The sequence below is a fragment of the Lysobacter helvus genome, assembly GCF_018406645.1.
Lineage (GTDB): Bacteria > Pseudomonadota > Gammaproteobacteria > Xanthomonadales > Xanthomonadaceae > Noviluteimonas > Noviluteimonas caseinilytica.
Genome location: NZ_AP024546.1, coordinates 2,272,376 through 2,290,724, shown reverse-complemented (window position 1 = coordinate 2,290,724; position 18,349 = coordinate 2,272,376). Strand labels below are relative to the sequence as shown.

Genomic DNA, 18,349 nt, shown 5'->3' with positions numbered 1-18,349 from the left:
GTCAGCGGGTTTCCTGCGGCGCACCCGCCTGGGAAGCAGTGCAATCGCGAGTCCATCCCGGCAACTGCTCCAACATGAAGCGTGCGAAGGACTCGGGTTCCTCGTACGGCGGGTTGTGCGCGGACCCCGGGAATGCGACCCAGCGCTTGCAGGGCGCATCCATCGCGTCGAAATACGTGCGCGCCACTGCAGTCGAGGTGACGTGGTCGTGGTCGCCCAGCAGGAACGCCACCGGCATGTCCCAAGGCCCCTGCACCGGCAATCGGAAGTCGCGGATTCCGGGCCAGAGGGCATCTAGCGAGACGTGGTTCCCGCGACCGAACAAGACCAGGTCGGGGATGCCGATCTTGTTGTCCTTCATCGCGGTGAACAGGAGCGTGCGAGTGCGCATCGGCTGGTGGAACGCGCCACCGAAGCGCTCGACCCACTTGCGCGAGACCAGCATCGCGTCGACATCGTGGGGCGGCGGTCCGATGCGATCCAAGGCCTTGAGCGCCTTCGCGTCCCCCGCGGCGACCGCGGAATCCCGGGCCCATTGCCAGCCCTCGCGCTCGGACGCCGGGACGTCGACCATCGGCCCGATCGCCACGTACGCCGCGATGCGCTCCGGATGTTCGCGCACGTAGAGCGCCGCGGGAATCGTGCCCCAAGAATGCGCCAGCAGGACCACCTTGTCCTGCTTGTACTTGCGCGTGAGAAGAGACACGAGTTCGCCCAGGTCGGAGACGAACTGCGGGATGTCGAGCGTCTGCCGCGGCATGCCCGGCGGCAGGGACCGCCCGGTGCCGCGCTGCTCCCAGTAGACCACCTGGTACGCGCTTTCCAGTTGGGGGACGTACTGCCGGTAAAGCGGATTCTCGTTGACGCCCGGACCGCCGTGCACGATCACGAGCAACGGCGCATTGGCCGGCCCGCGCACGAGTACGTGCTGCCGGATGCCGCCGATGACCAGCGAGGCTTCGAATTCCGATGGCACGTTCGGCAGGAAGCGCGCCGACGCTGGTGCAACGGCGAAGAGCATCGCCAGTGCCACGCAACCTGCAACTAATCGCACACGATGCAGCCAGCGCATCAGTCCCGCTCCGCTTCCTTGAAGTGACGAAGCGTAGTGCCAATCGCGCCGCTTGCGACGCGATTGGCACGCCCGCAAGGCGCAGGATTTGGACCCGCGCCCGCGATTTCACCAGCCAACGGCCGTTGAACACGGCATGCGCCCGCCGTTGTTCCGCAAGCCCAGCTTGAATCGCGTCGTGTTGAACCGGTTCTTCGTGGAATTGGTGCAGATGCTGTTCCACTTCGTGCTCGTGTAGCCCTTGTACTCCGCGATGAACACGGCCTTGTTCCGTTGCACATACAGCTGCAGGCCGGGCACCTCGTCGTCGAGATAGGGGTCGTACGGGTTCGTGCACTCGTTGTACTGGAAGCACTCTTCGTTCAACGTCCAGTCGAAGTCATCGACCAGGTCGCGCACCTGGATGAGGTCGCCCTTCTGGCCGATGGAAAGGCCAAGCTCGTGCGCCCACCGCGCCAACGCCTTGTTGTAGTTCAACTGGTCCTGGTAGGTGATCGGAAAGCCGGTGTCGTTCTCCCAACCATCGATCTCGTCGGGTTCGATGGCATCGAAGCCCTTGTCTTTGCAGACCTGCATGCGCGCTTTCATGATCGGCTCGAGCTCGTCCACGCGGCGAACATCGAGCCAGAACGAGTCGTTCCAGCCCTCATCCGCGTTACCCCAGATCCGGGGCGACAGCGCCTGGAAGCGATAGGCATCGGTGCGATAGGACTCGTACACGCCCGCGTCGAAGTAGCAGATGACCTTCTTCCCCTTGCCGTGAAGGTAGGCGACGGTGGCGGCGGAGTTCATTTCCCCGTCGATGTCGTACACGTTCGGTTCCGGCAGCGCATTTCCATTCATGTCTCGCAGCCCCATTTGCGTCGGACTGGTGACGTCCAGCGCTCCTTCGAGGACCCAGTGCAATGCAATGCGTTGGGTCGCGGTTGGCTTCCACCAATCGATGGATTGCGCGTGGAGGTGCTGCACCGCGCCGAACCCGACGCCAACCGTGAGGACGAGAATCAAGGTTGCACTCTTCAGCCGGCGCGCGAACTTGGTATTCCGAAGTTGCATGGAGTCAGTACCTGTTGGTAGTTGGGGAACGGAGGTGCTAGGGAGCGGTACAGCGCAGCCACCTGCCCGCGATCGCGAGCCAGGCGACGATGAGGAGGATCAGGCACCGCTGCGACACGCCGCGGGGCCAATCCAGCCCGAACGCGTGGAGCCAGAGTCCGGCGAAACACACCAGGGCTAGCGCGAACGCGAGGGGATAGCGATGCAGCCAGTGCGGATCGCTTCGCATGCGCCAGGATTGCATCACCATCGCCAGCGTCACCGCCAGGAAGGCCATGGGCGCTGCGACGGCATGCACGCGACCGGGGAGCGTCCATGGATGGCCCGAGATGTGTGTTTCGGCCAGGGCCGTCACGGCCAGTGCGAGCGCGGCGATGCCGAACAGCCACGGGGCCAGCGAACTGCCTCTCCCCGCTTGCATCGCCGTGCGGAATCGCACGCCGATGATCGCGATCGACAGTGCCAACCCGAGGTATGCGGCCTTGAGCCAGGCACCGTGCGCGCCCACAAGGTAGAAGCTCAGTGGCGTAACCGACCAGTCGAGGTCGCTGCGCAGGCCGTGCAACGCAGCTGCGACCACAACGAAACAACCGATTCCCACCATGGCGACATCGACCGACGAAATGCACCTGCACAGCGCTTGTCGGCCGCGGAACGGAGTTCGCATCCATCGAATCCTGAACAATCCAGCGCCAAGCCTAGGGCGCTGCGTCGTCCCGCGCATCGCGAATGGACTTGCTCCACCGGCACCGATTGGCCTTGCCGCGCAATGCGCCAGCACGTCGCACTGAAATGGCATTGCCCTGCACGCACGAAATCGGACATCAAGCGTCCTGACGAAAAATTAATGATTGCCGACGAAGTGCACAGTACTTCCCCTTGTTGCCCAAGGGTCTTCCAATTCCATGCAGGAGTTGCTGTGACCAAGAACCAACCTTCCCTCCAGCGCAAGTGCGCGCTGGCCCTCTCGTTGTCGTTCGCGCTTGCGACGGTGGCCCAAGCCCAGACCAATACTGCGGGTGCCATTTCCGGCCACGCGGCCTCGGGCGACACGATTACGGTTTCAAACCCCGCGACTGGATTCACGCGCACGATCACAGTTGATAGCGACGGTGCGTTCCGCGTCTCGCAGCTGCCGATCGGCCGGTACACCGTGACTCGAAATGGCGACAATGCTCGTCAGGTCAACGTGAGCGTCGGCACTGCGTCCGCGGTAGATTTCGTGGCCCCCGGCAACAGCGCTGCGGCGCTGGACACGGTCACCGTCGTCGGTTCCGGCGCGGTCAACCCGATCGACGTCTCATCGGTCGAGTCCACCACCATCCTGACGTCCGAGCAGATCGCGAAGATCCCGGTCGCCCGTGACACCACCAGCGTCGCGCTGCTGGCGCCGGGTACCGTCCGCGGCGACGCGGCGTTCGGCAACCTGGCTTCGTTCGGCGGTTCGTCCGTCGCCGAAAACCAGTACTACGTCAACGGCTTCAACATCACCAACTCGTTCCGCAGCCTGAACTTCTCGAACGTGCCCTTTGAGGCGATTGCCGAGCAGCAGATCAAGACTGGTGGTTACGGCGCCGAATTCGGCCGTTCGCTCGGCGGCGTGGTCAACCAGATCACCAAGCGTGGTACGAACGATTTCCACGCAGGCGGCAATGTGTTCTGGTCGCCCAAGGCGCTCACCGAAGATACAAAGAACACCTACCTGTCGAATCCCCTGGCCTGCGGTCCTGCACCTTTCGTCGTCTGCACCATGGGCCAGCTTCGCCAGGACAACAGCAAGGACTCGACCTACAACGTCGTCGGGAGCGTCTGGGCCAGCGGCGCGCTGATCGAGGACAAGGTGTTCGCCTACGGATTGGTGAGCTACCGCCGGCAGGGGGCCGACGCCTGGGGCATCGTCCAGTCTCCCACCAACTCCACCCAGGTCGTCGAGACTCCCGCGTGGCTCTTGAAGATGGACTGGAACATCACCGAGCAACACCTGTTTGAGCTCACGGCCTTTTCCGACAAGCAAAAGACGGAGACGGATGTTTACAGCAATACAATCGGCATCCTGAATCGCCTGAACAAGCGCGGCACGTCGTACCAGACCCAAGGTGGCACCAACTACGTCCTCAAATATACGGGCTACCTTACCGATTCATTCACGCTATCGGCGCTCTACGGTCACGGCGAGTTCTCGCGCGGCCAGCACCTGCTGTACGCGGACGGCACGGACGTGCGCTATAGCGGCAGCCTCAATGCACCCGCCAACGGTTGCCCGGTCGTCCTCGACATCCGTCCGCTGTCGCGGCGGCAGGTCACCGGCGAGTACGCGAGCCAGTGCAATATCACCGCCGGTGCACTGCCGCGGGCCGACTCGAAGGACACGCGCGATCAGTTCCGCGTCGATGCCGAATGGCAGCTTGGCGACCACCTGGTTCGCTTCGGCTACGATCAGGACGATTACACCTCGATCGCAGGTACCTCGATCGAAGGCGGGCGCCAGTTCCGCTATTCCGTGAATCGCTCTGGGGTCGATCAGGTGCGTGAGCGCGTCATCAACCAGGGGACGAAGAACGAAGTCAAGCAGCACGCTCTGTATGTTCAGGACAGCTGGAACGTCACGGACAATTTCGTCGCTTACATCGGTGGGCGATGGGATACCTTTGACAACCGCGATGGTTTCGGCAAGACCTTCGTCAAGATCGACAACCAGTTCGGACCGCGCCTGGGCTTCTCGTGGGACGTAGACGGAGACTCGACCTTCAAGGTCTTCGGCAATGCTGGCCGCTACGCGCTCCCGCTGACCTCCGACGTCGCCACGCGTGCTGCAAGCGCGTCCCTATTCCAACAGCGTCTCACTACTGCCTTCACCGGAGTAGATCCGTTCACCGGCGCGCCGCTCGGCCGTCCGAACACACCCTTTTCCTATATCAACGGTGAATTCGGTTCAGCGAAGAACAACCGGACGGTGGCTGCGCAGGATCTGAAGCCGATGTATCAGGATGAATACATCCTCGGCTTGCAAAAGACGCTGAGTGAACATTTTACATTGGGTGTTCGCGGCATCTACCGCGACCTCAAAGCCGCGATCGATGACAACTGCGACTACACTGCCATTCTGGATTCCGCCGGGTTCACATTCAACCCGACCACTGGTGACTGGGTTGACGGGGCTGGTCGTGCATCCGCACAGCCGAACGCTGGCTTCCCATATTGCCGCTTGTTCAACCCCGGCGACGACGCCGTGTTCCTTACCGACCTATATGGCGATGGCAACTTGACGCCTGTCAACGTCGCGGGCGACAGATTGAGCCCGAAGGCGAAACGCACGTACTCGGCGGTGGAGTTCTTCTTCGACGGCAATTGGGACAAGTTCTTCCTCCAAGGTTCGTACACCTACGCCAAGTCGAAGGGCAACACCGAAGGCGGCGTGAAGTCGGACATCGGCCAGGCAAACACAGGCATCACGCAGGACTTCGACTATCGCGAACTCACTGTGGATACTTACGGCTACCTCCCGAATGACCGACGCCATACCTTGAAGGTGTTCGGCAACTTCGAAGTCAACGATGAGTGGTCCATCGGCGCGAACGTGCTTGTGCAGTCCGGTCGCCCGGTCAATTGCTTCGGCATCCTGACTCCGTGGCTTGTCCCCGGCGGAGTTCATCCGTATGGCTCTTCGTTCGCGCGCTGCGGCACTACACCGGCTGGCGGATTCGGACCAGTTGCGCGCCGCCCGCGTGGCACGTCCGGCCGATTGCCCTGGACGAACGACCTGGATATCAACGTTGCATACCGTCCGGCATGGATGCACGGACTGCAGTTCAAGGTCGACGTCTTCAATGTGCTGAACTCGCAGAAGGTGACCTCAGTGAACGAAATTGCCGAAGACAATCCTTCGGGCTTGCCCTTGGACACCTACCTGACACCGGCGTCCTTCCAAGCGCCGCGCTCGGTGCGCTTCATGGTCCAGTACGACTTCTGACCTGTACGGGACGGACGGCGACAGGTGTCGCCGTCCATCCCGGAATTGGTGCGCACGCGGACACGCTCAATTGGACGCAGCGCATACCGGAGGCAGGATGACAATGACACTCCCGTCCCCGCCTGGATGTGGAACCCCTTTACGGCCCGGATGAACTCCGGGCCTTTTTTTTGAAACCAAGATGCGTGATGGCCAGATGCAGAGATCCGCATCAAGTCGCCGACTCCTCATCTGCGCGGCGACAGCACTATCTGATGGCTGCACAAATTGGTGTGCGCGCGCGCGTCCTTTAATGGATGCGAATTCCATTGGCGCGGCATCGACAATCTCTCCTCCCATCCCTCCCCGGATGTGGAACCCCCCGGGGGGCCCGGTGTGTCTCCGGGCCCCTTTTTCTTTGGTACGCAAAGTGAAGCATGCCTCGGAAGTTGTCGAGCACATGCCCCGAGACGCCGCCGTGCACAGCACAACAATCTCGATTGCGCTCACTGACGCCGAGATCTACGCCGCTTTCGAGGTCATGAATCAGTTGCGCCCGAACCTGGCGCGCGCAGATTTCGAGTCTCTGGTGCGATCACTCATGGACAACGAGGGCTTCCGCCTGGCCACGCTGCTAGATGAAGGCGCCGTCCGATGCGTGGCCGGCTATCGAGTGATCACGATGTTGTACCGCGGGCGCATCCTCGTGGTCGACGACCTGGTCACCGATGCTGCCGCGCGTTCGCGCGGATGTGGCGCTCGCATGATTAGTTGGCTCAAGCAGGAAGCCCGCCGCCTGGGCTGCGAGGAACTGCAGTTGATCTCGCGTTTGACGCGGACCGATGCGCATCGCTTCTACGTGCGTGAAGGGTTCCGCGTGGAGTGCGTGCACTTCATCGCAGATGCATGAGTGGCCTCCGCTCGCGCACGGTCTGCCTTGGACCTGCTGCGCACGACCCGTACCACGCTCGTCCGCCACTGGCTGAAGAGCGTGTCGCTGCCTATCACTTGCGCCGCCGCGTGGTCGTGGTCTTCGCGCCAGCGATCGATCGCCGCTTCGTCCTCCCAGAACGAGAGTGAGAGGTAGCGTCGAGGATCGGCGATGCTCTGGAATCGTTCGACGCCCGCGAATCCGGGCACCTCTTCGACCTTTGGGCGCAGCGCGGCCGCGATGCGCACGTAGGCTTCACGGCTCGCATCGTCGGCGAACTCAACTTCGAAAATGACTGCAAGCATCAGCTTCCTCCGAGGAACAGGGTGGTCTCGTCCCAGAGCACGGTTCGCCGCGGCTGCAGGTGCAGCCAATGGTTACCACCTGAAATTTTGACGTCGCGCTTGGCGTGCGTGCCTAGGGCATCGAACAACGCCCTGGCGTCCTGGTCGGTCGTGACGTGGTCCCATTCGCCCCGCACGATCAATGTCGGCTGCAGCAGGTGGCCGCTGTCCACCAGGCGCTCGCCCGACCATGCGCGCGCGACGTCGGCGGCCGGCCCGCTGGGCACTTTTACCGCGCTCGGCGACCTGGTGGGCGCATCGTGATCCGTCGCCTGGTAGGCCGTACACCAGCGCTCAAGCTCGTCCGCTCCGACGGGCGTCGGTTCCGAAAGCGGAAGCCCCGTGCGGTGGCGCGGTCGCTGCATCTCCGAGGTGACGAGGTGCCATGCATGATCGACAGGCGCTTCACGCTTGCCGGCACGGGTCACGACCGGCCCGAACAGGACGAGGCGCTGCATCAGATCCGTGTGCTCGATCGCGACGCGTTGCGCGGGCAATGTGCCCCAAGAGTGCGCGACCACATGGATGGGCGCATCCGGTCGCAAGCGCCGGACGTACGCCAGCACATGCTGGAGTTGCGACGCGGCCGCGACGGAATCGCCAAACGGCGGGGAAACATCGGCTGGCCGCGCGAACGCCGCGGGACGCGACGAAGCACCGTAACCGGCGAAGTCAAACGCCCAGGCATCGAATCCCGCGGCGTGCAACTGGTCCAGCCAGGAGCGGCCATGCATGCGCCAGCCCACCGCAAGGGCCGATGGAAACGTTGCACCATGCACGTACACAACAGCAGGGCCGCGGCCGCGCCGCCTGAACAAGGCAAGATCCAGTCGCTCGCCGCCACTGGACCATGACGCGACGTGCGATTCCTCCGCAGCCTGCATGGTGCCCTTGCTTTGCGCACCGGTAGCCCACGCAGCAGCGCCCATACCCGCCCACTTCAGCAACTCTCGTCGATGCATTGCGATAGCCTCGCTTTTGTTCGGCTACGCTATCCTTCGCACCTTCACCGATGTTTCGGCACGTATCGAATCATGGTCACCAGCCCTCCGCTTGCCAGGATCGCATCACTGATCGGCGAACCCGCACGCGCGCTCATGCTTGCAGCGCTCATGGACGACAGGTGCCGTACTGCCGGCGAGCTGGCGCGTGTCGCAAACATCACTCCGCAGACCGCAAGTGCGCACCTTGCGAAACTGGTGGAGGGCGGCCTCGTTGCCGTCCAACGGCAAGGGCGACACCGCTACCACCAGCTTGCATCGGCGGACGTCGCGTGCGCGCTTGAGTCGCTGATGTCGATCGCACCAGCGCGAACACATCGACTGGGGCCGGCCGACACGGAGCTCCGCCATGCCAGGTCGTGCTACGACCACATGGCGGGCGAAGTGGCAGTGCGATTCGCCAACCGATGCATCGCATGCGGCTGGATCGACGCTGGGCAAGCCGATTGGACGCTGACCGACGTCGGCGAACGGGCGTTGGTGGGACTGGGCATCGACCCGCCTGATCGCGGGTCGCGCAGGCACGTCGTGCGACCCTGCATGGACTGGAGCGAACGTCGTCCGCATCTGGCGGGCCAAGTCGGGGCAAGCCTGCTCGCGTTGTGCTTGCGTCGCCGGTGGGTGTCATCTCGCGAGGACACAAGGGTCCTCACAGTCACGCCGGCGGGATATCGCGCGCTCGAGACGCGTTAGTCACAATAAGCTGCGCCTCGAGCCTGGTCGAAAAACTTGCTGGCAACGAACTCAGACGAGTAGCGCGGTCAACGCCAACGTGGCCTTCGGTCGCAACCACTCGCTTGCACAGGTTGGCCAAAGTCGCCTCCGCGACGGGTCGTTCCCGGGATAGCCTTCGCTTGTGCGGCGATGCACCGCGTGTCTATTACGTTTTGGCGTTCAAGGGCTTGGCGATTTACCTGGTCGAGCGGATTGACTTTCGATGTCGGCGATGAGTCGATCCGGGTCGTCGACCCCGATCACCAAATCAAAGTCGCCTCGCAACTGCAATCGCACAGCACTTCGAGCGCGGCCTGCGGCCACGAAAACGGTGCTCCCATCCTTCGCGACGAACCATCCCAAGGCGAAGCCGGGCAGTCGTATTCCGTTCTTCCTCCACCGCAACGCCAGTCGATCCGGAGCGCGCGAGAAGCCTTCGATCGATTCGAGCGCAATCGTGCATCGATAGAAACCTGCCCCTACGCGAATCTCCGTCCCGGCCAGCGAGACGAAGCAATTGCGCATGTGCCAATGATCAGCGCGAACAAAGCCGCAGACGCCGCGCATGCAATGCTTCGCGTCGAGCCATCCAGACGCCAAAGTGTCAGTCCAAGAACAAGGGCGAACACTGCGGTCAGTGCTGAGACCGAAGTCAGATTGATGGCGTCGATGCGATAACGTATTGCAGCAGAACTCATGTTGATGCCTCCTTCATTGAGTCGGACGTCGGCGTCTTGATGACCCGCATGCGCACGAAGTCATCCCGTTCTAGATTCCGTTCGACCAGCGCCACGGGGTCGTTGGCAAAACAACCGGGTTGCAATGTCCTTCGAGAACAAGCACCACCTAGGGTGCCTCAGCGACAGGTGAAACCTGGTAGTCGCCTTCGCGGGGGCCGGACGCCACTTTCCATCCCGGATTCAGGACCAGCTTCCAGCCGTTGCCACGCAGCGCCACGGCATCAATCCCAGCGGCCGAGACAAATGCAACCTTGGTGTCGCCGTTAACCAGGGCGCCTCCGTCTTCGACCTCCAAGGAACCCCACGCATCGGTAAGCCTCATGGTCGGGTACACGGTGCCATGCACGCCGAGCGGTTTCAGGGTTTGGGGATTGAATTGGTACTTGGTCCGAGCGAGCGGCAGCTTCAGGACCGGACCATCGACCAGTCGATCCTCGAGGGTTTTGATCTCCGCCAGTCGACCTTGCTCGCGTGTTTCCTCGGTCGCGCGCAACGAACCGTCGTCGTATTGCGCGGTCCGCGCAGCAATCGTGCGCCGCTCAAGGGACTTCAACTTCAGGGCCGTAGAGAGGATCTGGTCGAGGCTTTGACCCGACCCAAGCTGCCCTCTCCACCCCGGCTGCGCGCCATCAAGCAGCAAACCATATGCAGGACCCGTGGCATATGCGAACGAGCGCACGAACGACGCTGCGTCGACGAACTTGCTGAGATCGCGCAACGCGTATGCAACCCGTTCCTCAGGCGCCTCTAAACCCACCATCACCCCGGTGTACTCGGGAATGCCCTCGTTGATCTCCAGCGCGGCTTCCTCGACCCGCGCTTCGGGATAGATACGGTACCGCTCCGCTCGAAAGGCAACCGCGTCGGCAACCGTGGCTAGACGTTCTTCCGACGTCCGGGCTTTCAACGCTCCCGCCAGGGCGCGCCACTCGAGTTGGAGCAGATAGCGACCCTCGAGAGCGTCAAGGTGCTGGTTCGGCATCTCGGGTCGGGCCAACCCCAAGTCTGGCTGGACGCGGTGGAACAGTTCGTGCGCGACGAGAACCTTCAGGGTTGCGTCGTCCTCAGGAAGGAGCGGGCCGATGAGCTGAGTCCAGCGCGTCCCGGACCACTCCGTAGGCGTGTTCGCAATGATGACCGACGCCGGCAGCACCCCGACGAATTGGCGACCAGCCGGCTTGAGCACATGATCGATATCGAGTTCGCTGGCAACCACGGATCGGTCATCGGGGTCGACCACCAGAATCGGACCGCACAGGGAGTGCCCCCAGAGCGCGCCGGCATCTCGCATGCAAATCGCGTTCGCCTCATCGAACACCCTCCGCGCGCTTGCCTCGCTGGTAGCTGCCAGCGCAGGTGAAGCGACCGCCGCACAGACAATGATGAAAATTGCAACGCGGAAAGTAAGTGCGGCGAATTGCATGTGCGGGTCCTGTCCGATGACGATGCCGCAAGCGTGAATTGCTAGGACGCTCATCCTCAGGCCAATCAGCATGTGCTGCAGACGCCCATTGGACTCCACTTGTTTTGGTATGACCTCATTCGCGATGAAGTGGACCCACCGGGCAGCCTGTGCACAGCGTGAAATGGGAGAACGACCGATTTTTGGGTCGACCCCGCCGGAAGCACCGGCTCTGCCACGGATCCACCAGATGGCGCCAACCGCTTGCGCATCCATGCTCATTCGCAGGCCCGCGTTGGATGTCTTCGATGCTTTCGTAAATCCGGAGATCACCCGCAGGTTCTGGTTCTCTAGCGGCAGTGGCCCGCTCGAACCAGGAAAGGTGGTCAGCTGGCACTGGGACGTGTACGGCATTTCGGCAGACGTGCGCGTCCTCGTCGTGGAGCCGGGCGCACGCATAGTCATCGAATGGCCCACGCCAGTGGAGTGGGAGTTCACACCGCAGAGCGCGGACACGACCATGGTGAACATCACAGCATTCGGGTTCACGGGCACAGACGCCGAGCGCGCCTCGAGTGCGATCGACTCGATGGGTGGGTTCTGTTACGTGCTGGCCGGGTGCAAGGCATTCCTTGAGCACGGCATCGAACTCAACCTCATCGCCGATCACGCCGCCGACGCGATCATCTATGAATGACAGCCGCGTGTAGTCGGCAGTGGTTTCGCCCCGACGTACCCCCATTGGCATGAGTGCTCCGGGACGCCACACATAGATTTGTGCGGCACCACCTTTGCGCGTCTGGTGCCCGCGCGCACACGTCCCTTCAATTCCCCCTATGAAATTCCCTTGCGTTGTTTCATTCCTCGCGCTCGCTCTTTCCGCACCAACTGCCCAGGCGATAAGCGTTGATGGGCGAATCGATCCTGTCGAATGGCAAGGCGCCCAGCACGTCACGGACTTCCGCCTGACGCAACCGCTCACCCGCGCGCCCGTGCCGCAGCCAACCGAAGCATGGATCCTGGCGACGCCGGAGGGATTGGCCGTCGGCTTCCGCAACACGCAGCCCGCCAGCGTTCCTCGCACGCGCCAACATTTGCAGCGCGACCAGAATGCCCAAGCCGATCGGGTGAACCTATACGTGGATTTCGATGGGGATGGCAGGGCCGGTTACGACTTCAGGGTCTACCTGTCCAACAGCATCGGCGATCTGACGATCACGAACGAAAACCAGTTCAACGCCGATTGGGACGGCGACTGGCGCCACGCGACCAGCGAAGACGACGCGGGCTGGTCGGTTGAAATGCTGATTCCCTGGCACCTTGCGCCGATGCGCGATCGCGAAGGAGGGCGGCGCACACTGGGGATCCAGCTGGATCGCACGATCGGCGCCACCGGGGAACGGGCGTCGTGGCCAGCCGTGAGTTTCAGCGAACAGCGCTACCTGTCGGCGCTGAACAAGATCGAGGTCCCCTTGTACCGACAGACCCTGCTGGCAGTCACACCCTATGTTGCGGCCGTGAGCGACCTGATGGCCGGCAGATACGCGGCGGACGCGGGCGCCGACGTGTTCTGGAAGCCGAACGGGCGCTTCCAGCTCAGCGCATCGATCAACCCGGACTTCAGCCAAGTCGAAAGCGATGCGTTGGTCGTCAACTTTAGCGCCACGGAAACCTTCTTCAATGAGAAGCGCCCGTTTTTCACCGAGAATCAGAATTTCTTCGACGTCCCTTTCGGTGCGTACAACGGCCGCAGCCGACTGGTGTACACGCGCCGCGTGGGTGCAGGATCCGACGACGGGACAGGACAAGGGGATGTCACCGCCGCCGTGAAGCTCAATGGCAGCGGCGCCGGCTTTAACTTCGGCCTGTTCGCCGCGACCGAAGCCGATGCCGAGGGGCGTGACTTCCAGGCTGCCCGAGTGACACGGGATTGGGAACACCAAGGCGTCGGTGCGATGATCACGCGGGTCACCCGTCCCAACCTTGATCGCGAGGCGAGCGTCCTCGAATTCGATCATCGCTGGATGCCGAATGCGTCATGGTCGGTACGTACGGCAGCGGCGGGCTCGCTGGTTGCCAAGAGCGGAGAGAAGGTGCGCGACACCGGCGCGCAAGCGCGCATCGATTGGGACATGGGAGGAGGATGGCGCCAGCAGCTCTACCTGCTCCACCTAGGCGACGATTTCCAGATGAGCGATTTCGGCTACCTGGAACGCAATAATTTCAACCTTGCTCGATATGACCTTGCAAGGCGGTACACCAGTTTTCCGGAAGCCTCGCGCTATCGCTCATCGGACTGGCACGCCGTTGTGTCCACGAGATATACCGATCGCGGATTGCATATCGCGGACACCCTGACGCTCAATCGCACCGGCCAGCTCCGGAACGGCGGAAACGACGCGTTCGAAATTGGCGTGTGGGGCCCATGGCGAGATGATCTGACTACTAGGGGACATGGCTTAGTTGAAATGCGCTCGAGCCTCTGGGCTACATACGATCATTCGCGCCCGCGACAGGGTGACAGCCCTTGGTCGTTCGACGCGGGAGCGGGATTCCTGGCCCAGGGTGTCGGCGACTTCGCTGGCGGTGAGATGCGGGCGGAGTTCGTACCGACATACCATGCTAGCGATCGCCTACGGATCTTCACCGGCCTCGAAGTGGATCGCGATCCCGAATGGCTGCTGTGGCGCGGACGGGAGAACGTGCTCGGCGAATATCGCAAGCGCATGCTGTCCCTCAACGCAGGCACGGAATGGCTGATCGATGACAGGCAGGAGTTGCGCATTCGCCTTGAATCGATCGGTCTGGACGCAAAGGCCAAGCGAGCATGGAACACAGGAGCGGGTGGAAAGCCCCAACCGGCAAGCACCATGATCCAGAACTTCGGACTGCGCAGCCTGGGGTTCCAAGTGCGATACCGATACGAACTGGCGCCCTTGTCCTATCTCTACATCGCCTACGTGCGCGGCGGCGACTCCATAGACGATGGACTCGGACCCTTCACCGCGCACCGCGAGTTCAGGAAGTCAATGGAATTGCGGGATAGCGAACAGGTGCTGGTCAAGTTGTCTTATCGATTCGAGTGAGGTTACTTCCCGATGCTGGTCCGCCACGCGAAATTGTGCTCTGCCCTAGTGTCGTCGTTGGTCGCGGTAGTCACGGTACTCGCCGCGGACGACGCCATCAGCGCAGAATCTTTCTCGCCGGCGCTGCGCAGCGACTTCCGCGTCACCACGCGCGACGGCATCGGGATCCACGTCCGCGAAGTCCACATCGGCAACCCCTCGCGTCGCGAACCATTGATCCTTGTCCACGGTGCTCGCGTGCCCGGGATCGCGTCGTTCGATCTGAAGGTGCCGGGCGGGTCACTCGCTGAGGAGCTGGCGCGCCGCACTGGACGCGTGGTGTACGTCATGGACGCGCGCGGTTACGGCGGCTCCGACCGCCCGGCCGCGATGTCGCGTCCGCCCAAAGAAAGCCTACCCTTGTCGCGCGCGTACGAGGTGGTGCGCGACATCGACGCCGTGGTCGCAGCGGCGCGCGAGCGTCAGGGCACGGACACCGTTGCGCTGTTCGGCTGGGCGTCTGGCGGGATGTGGGCGGGGTACTACGCCTCGCTGCATCCCGAACAGGGTGGGGCACCTGACCATGTTCAATGCGATTTACGGTGGGACGACCGGACACGCAATGCTTGAGGGATTGGCCGACCCGGCGAACGCACGACGCTTCGACCCGAGCGTCGGCGGGTATGCGCGCTACACCGCCGCCCAACTGTTGCCAGTGTGGGACCGTTCCATTCCCGTCGACGACAAATCGCAGTGGCGAGACCCCGCGGTCGCAACTGCCTACACCGCTGCCGCGGTCGCCAGCGACCCCGATGCCGCTGGCAGCCCGCCCACGTTTCGCGCGCCGCAGGGCGCAATGGAAGACAGCTTCCTGCAGGCGATGGGGCGACGTTTGTTCGATGCCTCGTCGATCACTGCTCGTGTCCTGTTAGTCCGATCGGAAAAGGATTTCTGGAGTCGCCCGGAAGACGTGGCAGGCTTCATCGACGATGCCTCGCATGCGCGTAGCGTCCAAGTGATCGAACTGACTGATGCCACACACTTGGCGCACCTGGATCGTGCGCCCCATGGCCGAGATCGCCTCATCGAGGCAGTGGCGAAGTTCCTGGAAGACTGACGTCGGCACGCGCAACGGTTGGAGGCCGGGTCCAATCGAGCTTCTCCAGCGGATCAGATTGGTCATGCCTTCCTGCATGGTTCCGACGAAACTCTCAAAGTCCGCATCTGCAATCCTAATCACATGATTGAATGCTTCCGCGAATATCGTTGCGCCGAAGGGCGCAACTACGAAGCTTTTGTTTCAAGCCCGCAGGAGGTTGCAGCACCCACCGTGCTCTTGTTGCACCACTGGGCCGGCCAGACTTCGGACACTCACGACATTGCTAGGGCACTGAGCGCGATCGGCTTCACGGTCGTCGCGCTGGACGTCTATGGATCGGGGCTGCGTGGGACGAGCCCCGACCAATGTCTCGCCCTCATGGCACCGCTTATGCAGCACCGGCACGTTCTTGCCGATCGGTTGAGGGCCGGACTCTCATTCGCAAGGTCGCAGCCTGAAGTCGACGAAACCCGCATGGTCGCGCTTGGTCATTGCTTCGGCGGTCTCTGCGCGCTCGACATCGCCAGGTTGAACCTGGGCGTGAAAGGCGTCATCTCGGTTCATGGCGTCTTGACGCCGCCCGAAGCCGGCGCAACGTGCGAAACGATTGGAGCCCGCGTCCTCGTGCTTCACGGGGACCGTGACCCAATGGCACCTCGCGCTGAAGAACTGGCCTTCAGGGAAGAAATGACCGTCCGCAGCGCTGAGTGGGAAGTGCAGATCTTCGGGCATGCAATGCACGCGTTCACATGGCCCGGCGCCGACTTGCCAGACCAAGGTCTCCAATTCCACCCCATGGCCGCTGCGCGTAGCCAGAAGGCAATAGCTCAATTCTTGCAGGAATGCATCGGATCGCCGGCATGACCCACCGGGGTGGATGGGTTGCCGCATGCATACAACACCTCCAACTGATTCACTGCGCCCTGCAAACCGGATTAGGCGCATGAAGACACTTACCACTCCTCGACTGCGGCTGCGCCAAGCGCTGGCCGAGGACGCTCACTTTCTCAACAGGCTCATGAACGAGCAGGGATACCTTACCAACGTCGGGGATCGCAACGTGCGCTCTCCCGGCGACGCCGCTACCTACGTCGCAACAGCCGCGATATACGACTATGTCAATGGCCTCGGATTCAACATCGTCGAAACTCGATCAGATGCGGTACCTCTAGGCATTTGCGGACTGGTCGCGCGAGGTGCCCCGGGCATTGTCGAAATCGGCTACGCCTTCCTAAATGAAGTAGCCGGACAAGGGTTCGCAACGGAAGCAGCCACGGCGACGGCACTGCATGCCCTCAATGAACTTCGCGTCACTGAGTTGCACGGAATCACAGGCGAAACCAACTTCCGGTCTCGTCGCGTCCTGGAAAGGTTGGGGATGATGCTGATCGACACCAGTTCGGATGGGGAATGCACGTACGGAATGCGCGCTTCTACTAGGTAGACTGGAAGACGCTAATTCCGAGCACCCCACCGGTTGGCCACCCACGAGCGCACGGCAGCGATATCTGAAATGTCGCCGTCGAACTTGAAGGTCGGGATAAACGGGCCAAGCACCATCTGCTCCGCGGGCGCGTAGGCCTGAAGAGTGGAAAACGTTGACAATCCACTCGGCATCATCACGTCGCGCACCTCGGTGTAACGGGTCGCTGCGTCGGTTTCTTGTCCGATCTGAACAGCACCCAATCGTCTGAAGTCAGCCACCATGGCCAAGCATGCGCTGAAGCAGCGTGCATCGGTCAGCACCAAAATTCTAGCGGGATCCATCGCGGCGCGCCCCGCTCTAACAACTTGTCCGGTGCCTCCGCCACAATGCGTAGAGCGGGTCAATGCTCGCCCTTCCCGCTGGGCTTCATCCGCTTGCACAATCAACGCATCCAACAGTTTTGCGACATCCGGGCCCCGCGCACTTCCGAACGTCTCCCGATACATGCGCAACGTCGCAACGTTAGCGTCCGAAACGCGCCAAACGCTTTCGCAGGCGTCATCGGGCGAACCCAAGTTCGCCATGACGTAGTTGCGGCCCAGGAGCAACTGTGCCATGCGACGTCCATAGGCCGACGACCCACCACCATTTCCGCGCAGGTCGATGACCATCACGTCGGCCAGCCTTACGCTCGTGTGGAAGGCTTCCAGGGCAGATAGAACGGTTTCCGCCCGCGGTCCAAGGTCCTGCAGCGAGATCCAGACACCCGCTTCGAACCTGGCAACACCGAATCCGGCCTGCCCCGTTCCAATCGCGCGTTCCAATCGCGGCCAGAGATCTTCCCGCTTCACGGGCCGCCAAGCCAGGTCGACCACCCGGGTTTCGTTGCGGTACTGGAACACACATCGCTGTGGGCGTTGCCACGCGCCAAACCCTTCATCCACGAGCAGCCACGGCGCAGCCTGTTGCTGTTGCGCAGGGACTTGCCAGTTGACGCGATAGGTTCCAAGGATTGCGCGGCCCAACGCGTCCGCCGATGTGCCGTCACAAGAGACCAGCCGCGCATTGATCAGAGATTGGCCTCCACCGGCGTCCTCGTCGACGACCACCCACGAATTCCTGCGCATCGCAACGATGAAGCCCGGCCACAGCGGCCTTGCCTTTACGAAGCTGGGCCGCGATCGGACGTGTCGATCGCCCATGGCGTTAGCAAATTCAGCCAAGACCGCCTGGTAGCCACCGAAATCCTCGACTAGTCGCGATTTTCTGCTGGCAACAGCGTGGGCGCGCGACAACGCACTCATGAACCTGGTGTCGCCGAGTTCCGCAAGAGCGGCCGGGTGGTTGTCCGACAGCAGCACGTAGGCCGCCTCGACATCGTGCTCGGCGACCGTTCGCCAATATTCCGAAGAATACGTTTCCGCGCTGGTCGTGTTAATGACCAGCGCGGTCATGCACAGACAGAAGGTGCCCAGTCGCTTCATTTCGTTCGCTCTTCCCTAGGTGACTCCGGGAAGACACATTCAAATCACCCCTGGTTGCACGCAACT

17 protein-coding genes are annotated in these 18,349 nt (G+C 62.3%); 9 read left to right on the top strand and 8 right to left on the bottom strand.

The window, feature by feature from the left end; genetic code table 11:
* Window position 1 precedes the first annotated feature (1 nt).
* From LYSHEL_RS11125 to LYSHEL_RS11115, 3 genes are all read right to left on the bottom strand, one after another.
* On the bottom strand, window positions 2-1,072 hold the full coding sequence (locus LYSHEL_RS11125) for an alpha/beta fold hydrolase (protein ID WP_213498430.1): 1,071 nt from the start codon (window positions 1,070-1,072) through the stop codon (window positions 2-4).
* A gap of 108 nt (window positions 1,073-1,180) precedes the next feature.
* Window positions 1,181-2,080 carry an endo alpha-1,4 polygalactosaminidase gene (locus LYSHEL_RS11120; RefSeq protein ID WP_213498428.1) on the bottom strand — a complete coding sequence of 300 codons (900 nt, stop codon included), beginning with the start codon at window positions 2,078-2,080 and terminating at the stop codon, window positions 1,181-1,183.
* Between the two features lie 85 nt (window positions 2,081-2,165).
* Complete coding sequence (locus LYSHEL_RS11115) at window positions 2,166-2,795, bottom strand: DUF998 domain-containing protein (RefSeq protein WP_213434107.1); 630 nt, start codon at window positions 2,793-2,795, stop codon at window positions 2,166-2,168.
* Between the two features lie 252 nt (window positions 2,796-3,047).
* Here LYSHEL_RS11115 and LYSHEL_RS11110 point away from each other — a divergent pair, with 252 nt between their 5' ends.
* Together LYSHEL_RS11110 and LYSHEL_RS11105 are read left to right on the top strand one after the other, a co-directional pair.
* Window positions 3,048-6,098 (top strand): TonB-dependent receptor, encoded by a 3,051-nt coding sequence (locus LYSHEL_RS11110; RefSeq protein WP_213434106.1) that lies wholly within the window; start codon window positions 3,048-3,050, stop codon window positions 6,096-6,098.
* A 439-nt stretch (window positions 6,099-6,537) separates the two neighbouring features.
* Window positions 6,538-6,987, top strand: a complete 450-nt coding sequence (locus LYSHEL_RS11105) for a GNAT family N-acetyltransferase (protein ID WP_213434105.1) — start codon at window positions 6,538-6,540, stop codon at window positions 6,985-6,987.
* Here LYSHEL_RS11105 and LYSHEL_RS11100 read toward each other — a convergent pair.
* A complete protein-coding gene (locus LYSHEL_RS11100) occupies window positions 6,933-7,313 on the bottom strand; it encodes an antibiotic biosynthesis monooxygenase family protein (protein ID WP_213434104.1) in 381 nt (126 codons plus the stop codon). The genes LYSHEL_RS11105 and LYSHEL_RS11100 overlap by 55 nt on opposite strands.
* Window positions 7,313-8,314: an alpha/beta hydrolase gene (locus LYSHEL_RS11095; protein WP_213498427.1), complete on the bottom strand. Its 1,002-nt coding sequence runs from the start codon at window positions 8,312-8,314 to the stop codon at window positions 7,313-7,315. Before LYSHEL_RS11095 ends, LYSHEL_RS11100 begins: the two co-directional genes overlap by 1 nt.
* Between LYSHEL_RS11095 and LYSHEL_RS16170 the strand changes: the two genes are divergently transcribed.
* Window positions 8,309-9,046, top strand: coding sequence for an ArsR/SmtB family transcription factor (locus tag LYSHEL_RS16170; RefSeq protein ID WP_407075143.1), 738 nt, complete (start codon window positions 8,309-8,311; stop codon window positions 9,044-9,046). The genes LYSHEL_RS11095 and LYSHEL_RS16170 overlap by 6 nt on opposite strands.
* A 201-nt stretch (window positions 9,047-9,247) precedes the next feature.
* Here the strand turns inward: LYSHEL_RS16170 and LYSHEL_RS11085 are convergent, their stop codons facing one another.
* Together LYSHEL_RS11085 and LYSHEL_RS11080 are read right to left on the bottom strand one after the other, a co-directional pair.
* Window positions 9,248-9,634 (bottom strand): PH domain-containing protein, encoded by a 387-nt coding sequence (locus LYSHEL_RS11085; RefSeq protein ID WP_213434101.1) that lies wholly within the window; start codon window positions 9,632-9,634, stop codon window positions 9,248-9,250.
* A gap of 279 nt (window positions 9,635-9,913) precedes the next feature.
* Window positions 9,914-11,230 (bottom strand): hypothetical protein, encoded by a 1,317-nt coding sequence (locus LYSHEL_RS11080; RefSeq protein WP_213434100.1) that lies wholly within the window; start codon window positions 11,228-11,230, stop codon window positions 9,914-9,916.
* A gap of 229 nt (window positions 11,231-11,459) precedes the next feature.
* Between LYSHEL_RS11080 and LYSHEL_RS11075 the strand changes: the two genes are divergently transcribed.
* From LYSHEL_RS11075 to LYSHEL_RS11050, 6 genes are all read left to right on the top strand, one after another.
* A complete protein-coding gene (locus LYSHEL_RS11075) occupies window positions 11,460-11,906 on the top strand; it encodes an SRPBCC family protein (protein WP_213434099.1) in 447 nt (148 codons plus the stop codon).
* 139 nt (window positions 11,907-12,045) lie between these two features.
* Entirely contained in the window at window positions 12,046-14,295 is a 2,250-nt protein-coding gene (locus LYSHEL_RS11070; protein ID WP_213434098.1) for a DUF5916 domain-containing protein, read from the top strand.
* Window positions 14,296-14,307: 12 nt separating this feature from the next.
* Window positions 14,308-14,904, top strand: a complete 597-nt coding sequence (locus tag LYSHEL_RS11065) for an alpha/beta hydrolase (protein ID WP_213434097.1) — start codon at window positions 14,308-14,310, stop codon at window positions 14,902-14,904.
* On the top strand, window positions 14,897-15,391 hold the full coding sequence (locus LYSHEL_RS11060) for an alpha/beta fold hydrolase (protein ID WP_213434096.1): 495 nt from the start codon (window positions 14,897-14,899) through the stop codon (window positions 15,389-15,391). The genes LYSHEL_RS11065 and LYSHEL_RS11060 overlap by 8 nt, the downstream gene beginning before the upstream one ends.
* 123 nt (window positions 15,392-15,514) lie before the next feature.
* Window positions 15,515-16,237: a dienelactone hydrolase family protein gene (locus tag LYSHEL_RS11055; protein ID WP_213434095.1), complete on the top strand. Its 723-nt coding sequence runs from the start codon at window positions 15,515-15,517 to the stop codon at window positions 16,235-16,237.
* 79 nt (window positions 16,238-16,316) lie between these two features.
* Window positions 16,317-16,817, top strand: coding sequence for a GNAT family N-acetyltransferase (locus LYSHEL_RS11050; RefSeq protein ID WP_213434094.1), 501 nt, complete (start codon window positions 16,317-16,319; stop codon window positions 16,815-16,817).
* Window positions 16,818-16,828: 11 nt separating this feature from the next.
* Here the strand turns inward: LYSHEL_RS11050 and LYSHEL_RS11045 are convergent, their stop codons facing one another.
* On the bottom strand, window positions 16,829-18,283 hold the full coding sequence (locus LYSHEL_RS11045; RefSeq protein WP_213434093.1) for a S41 family peptidase: 1,455 nt from the start codon (window positions 18,281-18,283) through the stop codon (window positions 16,829-16,831).
* Window positions 18,284-18,349: the final 66 nt, after the last annotated feature.